The sequence below is a fragment of the Mesorhizobium sp. M7A.F.Ca.CA.001.10.2.1 genome, from assembly GCF_003998575.1.
Taxonomy (GTDB): domain Bacteria; phylum Pseudomonadota; class Alphaproteobacteria; order Rhizobiales; family Rhizobiaceae; genus Mesorhizobium.
The window spans coordinates 1-6,464 of sequence record NZ_RZQY01000330.1 but is presented as its reverse complement, the minus strand read 5'-3'; the positions used below and the strand labels follow the sequence as shown (position 1 = coordinate 6,464).

The window sequence follows — 6,464 nt, the reverse complement described above, 5'->3', positions numbered from 1 at the left end:
GTTCCTGTGGTGCAGTCTGCCGGATGGCGTCGATGCGGCCGAAGTGGCCCGCCGCGCTCTGGCCGACAATATCGTGCTGGCGCCCGGCAACGCATTCAGCCTGTCTGGAACGGCCAGCCGCTTCCTGCGCTTCAACGTCGCCCAATGCACGGACGAGCGGATTTTCAGGGTGATCGAGGCAGCGATGGCGCGACCAAGCTGATCCTGTTGCCTGGACAACCTCCGGCTGCTAAGGGACGGATCTGCGCGTCGAGAGAATATCCGCGCGATCCGGGATAACGACTATGGGAACCAGCAAGTCAGCAGACAAGTAGGCCGCAACAGCACTTCGTTGTTGCGGCGGCCCGTCATTTCCCATCTTCAGTGCGAACGGCAGATCGCCGCCAAATGTAGCCATTTGAGCGGATGTTCAATCATGCCTTTTCCAAAAAACCCGACATGGACCACTTCCCTGCCAGCAGCCATGGTGCTGATGGCGCCCTTCGACATCCTGGCCTCGCTGGCCATGGACATCTACCTCCCGATTGTCCCGGCGATGCCGGAGATCCTCAAGACATCGCCCGATGTCATCCAACTGACACTGAGCCTCTACATGATCTGCCTTGGGCTCGGCCAAATCGTCTTCGGCCCGATTTCCGACAGGATCGGCAGGCGTCCGGTGCTGATCGGCGGCGCGCTTTTGTTTGCAGGCGCTTCCGCCCTGCTCGCCTGCACCTCGCTGGCCATGGTGTTCGTCGCCTTGCGGGTCGTGCAGGCCATCGGTGCATCCGCCGTTCTCGTTGCGACCTTTGCAACGGTTCGCGACGTCTATGCGCAGAGGCCTGAAAGTGCCGTCATCTACGGCCTGTTCAGTTCGATGCTGGCCTTCGTGCCGGCGTTAGGGCCGATTGCCGGTGCGTTGATCGCCGACAATCTCGGCTGGCGCGCGATCTTCCTGACGCTCGGCGGTCTGGCGGTAGCCGCCACCCTCAATGCATGGCCGAGATGGCATGAAACACGACCTACCAATGGCAACGACAGGCGAATGGCGTTTCGTCCCATTCTCTCCAGCTTCGCCTTCTGGGCGTACACGCTCGGCTTCAGTGCCGCCATGGGCGCCTTCTTCGTGTTCTTTTCGACGGCGCCGCGGGTGCTCATGGACCGCGCCGGCTTTTCACAGCTCGGTTTCAGCCTGGCCTTCGCCACCGCGGCGCTGGTGATGATCGTGACCACCCGCTTCGCCAAAAAGTTCATTGCACGTTGGGGCGTCGCGGGCAGTGCTATCAGAGGTATGGCGATGTTGCTGCTCGGCGCGGCTCTGCTTGCGGCCGGGCAACTGTTCGCGGCGCCGTCCTTCGCGACATTCGTCTTACCGATGTGGGTCGTTGCCGCGGGTATCGTCTTCACTGTCTCAGTCACCGCGAACGGTGCGCTCGAGGCGTTCGGCGATGTCGCGGGAACCGCCGTCGCGCTCTACTTCTGCATCCAGAGCCTTGTCGTCGGCATCCTCGGCACGCTGTTCGTCATCCTGCTTGATGGAGACACGGCGTGGCCGCTGGTGGGCTACTGTTCGGTCATGGCGACGCTCACACTAGGCGCACTGAGGCATTTGCAGAAACGCCAAACCGAATAGACGGGACAGATGAGAAGCCTGGGCGGTTGGCGCAGGCTTCTCATCGTTGTCAGCGCGACGCCGCGCAGACCTCCCGCACGCGGTCGCGCAACCAGCGTTGCGCCGGATCGGCATCGAGGCGCGGATGCCAGAGCATGGAGATGGTGACCTCGGCGGTGGCAACCGGCAGGGGAAAACTGTGCATGCCGGTGCGTGCACCCTCGGTATGCCGCTCCGGAACGCTTGCGATCAGGTCTGATGTGCGGGCCATGGCAAGGGCTGCCGAGAAACCGGAAACCATGCACACGACTGTCCGCTGCAGCCCGAGCCGGTTCAGGGCCTCGTCGATCGGCCCTTTCTCGCGGCCACGCCGTGAAACGCTGATGTGCCGGCCTGCCGCATAGCGCTCTGGCGTCACCGTGCCCTCGCTCAACGGATGGCCCATTCGCACGGCGCCGATGAAGCAGTCGCGAAGCAATGCCTGGATGCGCACCTCCGGTCCGGTCTCGCCAGCGACGCCTATGTCCAGGTCGATCGCCGCGTCGCGCAGCGACATGACGTCTCTATCGGACTTCGGCGCAAAGCGCAGCCGCACGCCGGGCGCATCGGCCTGGATACGGGCAACGAGACGAGGTGCGAATTCTTCGACGAAGCTCTCATTGGTGCGCAGCGTGAAGACCCTGTCCAGGCTCGGGAGATCGAGCAAGGTGGCAGGGCGCAGCAGCGCCTCCGCATCCTGGACGACACGGCCCACCTGTTGTCGCAGTTCTTCCGCACGCGGCGTCGCCACCAGGCCGCGACCGGCGCGAACCAGCAGCGGATCGCCCGTAGCCTCGCGCAGCCGCGCCAGCGTCCGGCTCATCGCCGAGGGGCTGAGGCGCAGGCGGCTGGCGGCACGCGCCACGCTGCCTTCGGTCAGCAGGATGTCGAGAGCGAACAATAAGTTGAGATCGGGTGATGTCATCGGCAGATCATGGCATCATATGGCGCCAAACGCACGAATAAGATGCAAATGCTGCGCCTTCCGCCACATTGGCCAAGGAACTAGATCTCCAGCAGTTCCGGTTGTGGGACTGATGGAAGGAGATCGCCGTGGCAATCGCTGAGCAAAATCGGGACGGGCTGACATCGGCGCCACCACGGATGCAATCCGCCGGCTGGGCGTTGGCAAGCCTGTCGCTCGCCACGCTGCTGTCGTCGCTGGGAACCAGCATTGCCAGCGTCGGGCTGCCGTCGCTGATGCAGAATTTCGGCGCGACGTTCCAGTCCGTGCAATGGGTTGTTCTGGCCTATCTGCTCGCCATCACCACACTGATCGTCAGCGCCGGCCGGCTGGCCGACATGTTTGGACGCCGGCCGTTGCTGCTTGGCGGCATCGCGCTGTTCACATCGGCATCGGTGCTCTGCGGCCTGGCGCCGACGCTGTGGCTGCTGATCGCCGCACGCGCCGTGCAGGGACTTGGCGCGGCGCTGATGATGGCGCTGACGCTGGCCTTTGTCGCCGAAACCGTGACCAAAGACAGAATTGGCAGCGCCATGGGCCTGCTCGGCGCCATGTCCGCGATCGGCACGACACTTGGCCCCTCGCTCGGCGGCCTTTTGATCGCCGGCTTTGGCTGGCGCGCGATCTTCCTCGTCAATGTCCCGCTGGGTGTGCTCACCTTCGCTCTCGCCTGGCGTGCCTTGCCGGCACGCAATAAAACCGCGCGGCTCGACCGAGGCACGTTCGATGTCATGGGCACTGCCCTGCTGGCCCTGACATTGGCCGCCTATGCGCTGGCCATGACGCTTGGCAGAGGCAATTTCGGACCGCTCAACGTCGGCCTGCTGGTCGCTGCCGGCATCGGTGTTTTTCTTTTCGCCGCCGCGCAGGCGAGTGTGAAAAACCCCTTGATCCAGCTTGCCAGCTTCCGCGACTTCCAACTGAGCGCCAGCCTCGCCATGAGCCTCGTTGTCGCGACGGTAATGATGGCGACTTTGGTGGTTGCCCCGTTCTATCTTTCGCGAGGACTTGGGCTCGATGCCGCAATGGTCGGCCTCGTGCTGTCGACCGGGCCGCTTGTCTCGGCCCTGTCGGCGCTGGTGGCTGGACGCCTGACCGATCGCTTCGGCGCCCACAAGATGATGGTCGCCGGCCTGCTCAGCCTCACGACAGGCACGTTCCTGCTGTCGCTCGCCATGGTGACGCTCGGCATTGCCGGCTATGTCGTTCCGATCACCGTCACCTGCATCGGCTACGCGCTGTTCCAGACATCCAACAATGCAGCCGTCATGGCCGGCATCAGTGCCGGCCAGCGCGGCGTCGTCTCCGGCCTGCTCAACCTTTCGCGCAATCTCGGGCTGATCACCGGCGCCTCGTTGATGGGTGCCATATTCGCCGTCGCATCGGCCGAAAAGCACCAAAGCATTGGTCTTCTGAGTTCCGAGGCCGCCCGGGGGATGCAGGTCACATTTCAGACGGCGACAGTGCTGGCGCTGATCGCGCTGGTCCTCGCGCTGCTCTCTGCCCGCGCCGCAGGCCGCACGGAATCCAGGGGTTCGTGACGCGCCACACCGCTCAGAGAGTAGAATTCCCAAACAGGCTCAGGCGCCTGCCCGCTTGCGGCGTTCATAGAGCATGACCAGCGTTTCAGCCGTCAAGGCAGGCTTTTCCTCGCCTTCGATCTCGACCGTATTGGCTGCCTTCATGAGATACTGGCCGGGACCCCTGTCCTCCATGGACAGCAGCGTGATGCGCAGCCTGATGCGCGCGCCGACCTTGACCGGCGCCAGGAAGCGCACCTTGTCGAAGCCATAATTGAAGGCAGCCTGGGTGTTCTCGGGCACGATACCCATGCCGAGCGCCAGTGCGCCGATGATCGACAGCGTCAGATAGCCATGCGCAATCGTCGTGCGGAACGGGCTTTGCCGCCGCGCCCTTTCAGGGTCGACATGGATCCATTGGTGGTCGCCGGTGCATTCGGCGAACTGGTCGATGCGGTTCTGGTCGACCGTCGTCCACTCCGATACGCCAAGCTCCTGCCCGGCCATCATCCTCAACTGCTCGTAGGTCGGCGGCGCTTTAGGGCGTATTTCGTTCATTCCTGGTTTCCCGATCGCTTCCAAAGCCTCCGGACCACGAACTGACGGCCTCTGTCAATTCGCTCGGCGCGAATCCGTTCCGCCGGTTTCGGCCGCAATCGTGCCACGCCGCGAGCGCAGTCGCAGGCTAAAACGGGATTCCCAGGCTTCAGGGGCCGCTGGCAGCAACGAGCCAGCCTCGGCCATTTCCGCTACTTCTTCTCGTAGCCGGCGCGGATTTCCTCCATCGCCTCCTTGATGCGCGTGCGCAGGATGTCGACCGATTCGGCGCCGGATTTCTTGACCAGTTCAGCCACTTCGCCCGCATTCTTCAATGCGACTTCGAAAGACTTTCTGGCAAACTCCGTCTGTTTGGTCATCAGTTCCTGCGGATTGCCCGGCGCCCTGTAGCTTTGCGCCATGTCCGTGACCTCGCGCAGCGTGTCCTCCAGCATCTCGCGCTGCCTGGACAACAGCGAGGTCGCGCCGGCGGCACTGGCTCGTGCCGATTTCTCCAGCGCTTCGAGGTTCTTGCGGTGATGGGCGAGGATCACCTCGACATCGACATTGGGCACCTTCAGGTCGCGGCCGAACCTGCCGAACATGTCCATGAAGGAATCGGATTCCGGTTGTTTCGCCATGCTCGTTTGCTCCCCTTTGCCGCATGATGCGGGCACCCTCGGCGGGAGAATAGCACTCGCATGCCGTGAGTCCATTCGGACACGGAGGAGTGAGCGCCAGTCTGGTCGCGCATCAATTCACGAGGAACAGCCGCTCGGCCACATAGAGCACGACACCGGCGAGCCCGCCGATGATCATGCCGTTGAAGCGGATATACTGTAGGTCCCGACCGATGTTCATCTCGATCAGCCGCGTCAGCTGCGCAAGATCCCAGCGCTTGACCTGGTCGGCGATGAATGTCGACACGCCGGCCTTCTGGCTCTCCACGAACGACGCCAGAGCCACCACGAACCCTTGGTTCATGTCGGCCCGGATCTGCGCATCGCCGGCAAGATGGCGACCGACCTCGACGAACATGTTGGCAAGATGCGCGCGGACAACCGAATTCGGCGCCTTGGCGTCCTGCTCGATGAACTGGCTGAGGCTTGCCCACATCTCGCCGGCCAACCCCTTGACCTCCGGCCGGGCCAGGAAGTCGCGCTTCAGCTTCTCGGCCCGTTTGGCGTATTGCTTCGATGTTCTCAGCTTCTCGACGAAGCCTTGGGCGAAGCGGTCGAATTCGGCGCGCATCGGGTGGTCGGGATCGGCCCTCACCTCGTCGAGAAGCGAGCCGGCCGAGGCGACGATCTTCTTCAGGAGATAGGCGTCGGCGCGGAACAGGTTGAACAGCGACGGCAGTTCCTCGCGGATCTTTTCGCGCATCGTCGCCAGCGCCTGTTCGTCATTGAGGAACCTGCCGATCACCTTGGTGAACTCGTCGAACAGTTTCTGGTGGCGGCGGTCGTCGGTAAGCGCTGACAACAGCTCGGCGGCCAGCGGCGCCAGCGGCACCTTTTCGATCTGTTCGAGCATGCGGCTGGTGACGAAGCCGCGCAGGCCGGACTGCTCGACAGCGGCCAGCGTCTGCGGCACCAGCCGCACGACGAAGCGCGACAGGCCGGCGGCGCGCTCCGTATCGGCCAGCCAGTCGGCGACGAGTGCCGAGAAATCGACCTCGGCGAGCTTTTCGCGCACCGGTTCAGGCGCCAGGAAGTTGACCTCGATGAAGCGACCGAGATTGTCGGCGATGCGGTTCTGGTTCTCCGGGATGATGGCCGTGTGCGGGATCGGCAGCCCCAGCGGCCGCCTGAAC

Annotated in this window: 6 protein-coding genes and 1 pseudogene; 3 read left to right on the top strand and 4 right to left on the bottom strand. The window is 63.6% G+C overall.

What is annotated here, in order from left to right; translation table 11 throughout:
• Window positions 1-202 (top strand): annotated as a pseudogene (locus tag EN964_RS20540) (PLP-dependent aminotransferase family protein); the annotation flags it as partial.
• A gap of 213 nt (window positions 203-415) precedes the next feature.
• On the top strand, window positions 416-1,612 hold the full coding sequence (gene cml, locus EN964_RS20535) for a CmlA/FloR family chloramphenicol efflux MFS transporter (protein WP_127267533.1): 1,197 nt from the start codon (window positions 416-418) through the stop codon (window positions 1,610-1,612).
• A gap of 49 nt (window positions 1,613-1,661) precedes the next feature.
• Here cml and EN964_RS20530 read toward each other — a convergent pair whose 3' ends face one another.
• On the bottom strand, window positions 1,662-2,555 hold the full coding sequence (locus EN964_RS20530) for a LysR family transcriptional regulator (RefSeq protein ID WP_127267532.1): 894 nt from the start codon (window positions 2,553-2,555) through the stop codon (window positions 1,662-1,664).
• 128 nt (window positions 2,556-2,683) lie between these two features.
• Here EN964_RS20530 and EN964_RS20525 point away from each other — a divergent pair, with 128 nt between their 5' ends.
• Window positions 2,684-4,135, top strand: coding sequence for an MFS transporter (locus tag EN964_RS20525; RefSeq protein WP_127267531.1), 1,452 nt, complete (start codon window positions 2,684-2,686; stop codon window positions 4,133-4,135).
• A 39-nt stretch (window positions 4,136-4,174) separates the two neighbouring features.
• On the opposite strand, the gene EN964_RS20520 is transcribed toward EN964_RS20525, so the two are convergent.
• The 3 genes from EN964_RS20520 to EN964_RS20510 all read right to left on the bottom strand — a co-directional run.
• Entirely contained in the window at window positions 4,175-4,672 is a 498-nt protein-coding gene (locus EN964_RS20520) for a MaoC family dehydratase (RefSeq protein WP_127267530.1), read from the bottom strand.
• A gap of 191 nt (window positions 4,673-4,863) precedes the next feature.
• Entirely contained in the window at window positions 4,864-5,292 is a 429-nt protein-coding gene (locus tag EN964_RS20515) for a phasin family protein (RefSeq protein WP_127267529.1), read from the bottom strand.
• Between the two features lie 112 nt (window positions 5,293-5,404).
• Window positions 5,405-6,464, bottom strand: a 1,060-nt coding sequence (locus EN964_RS20510; protein ID WP_127276681.1) for a DUF445 domain-containing protein, incomplete at its 5' end; no start/stop codon positions are given.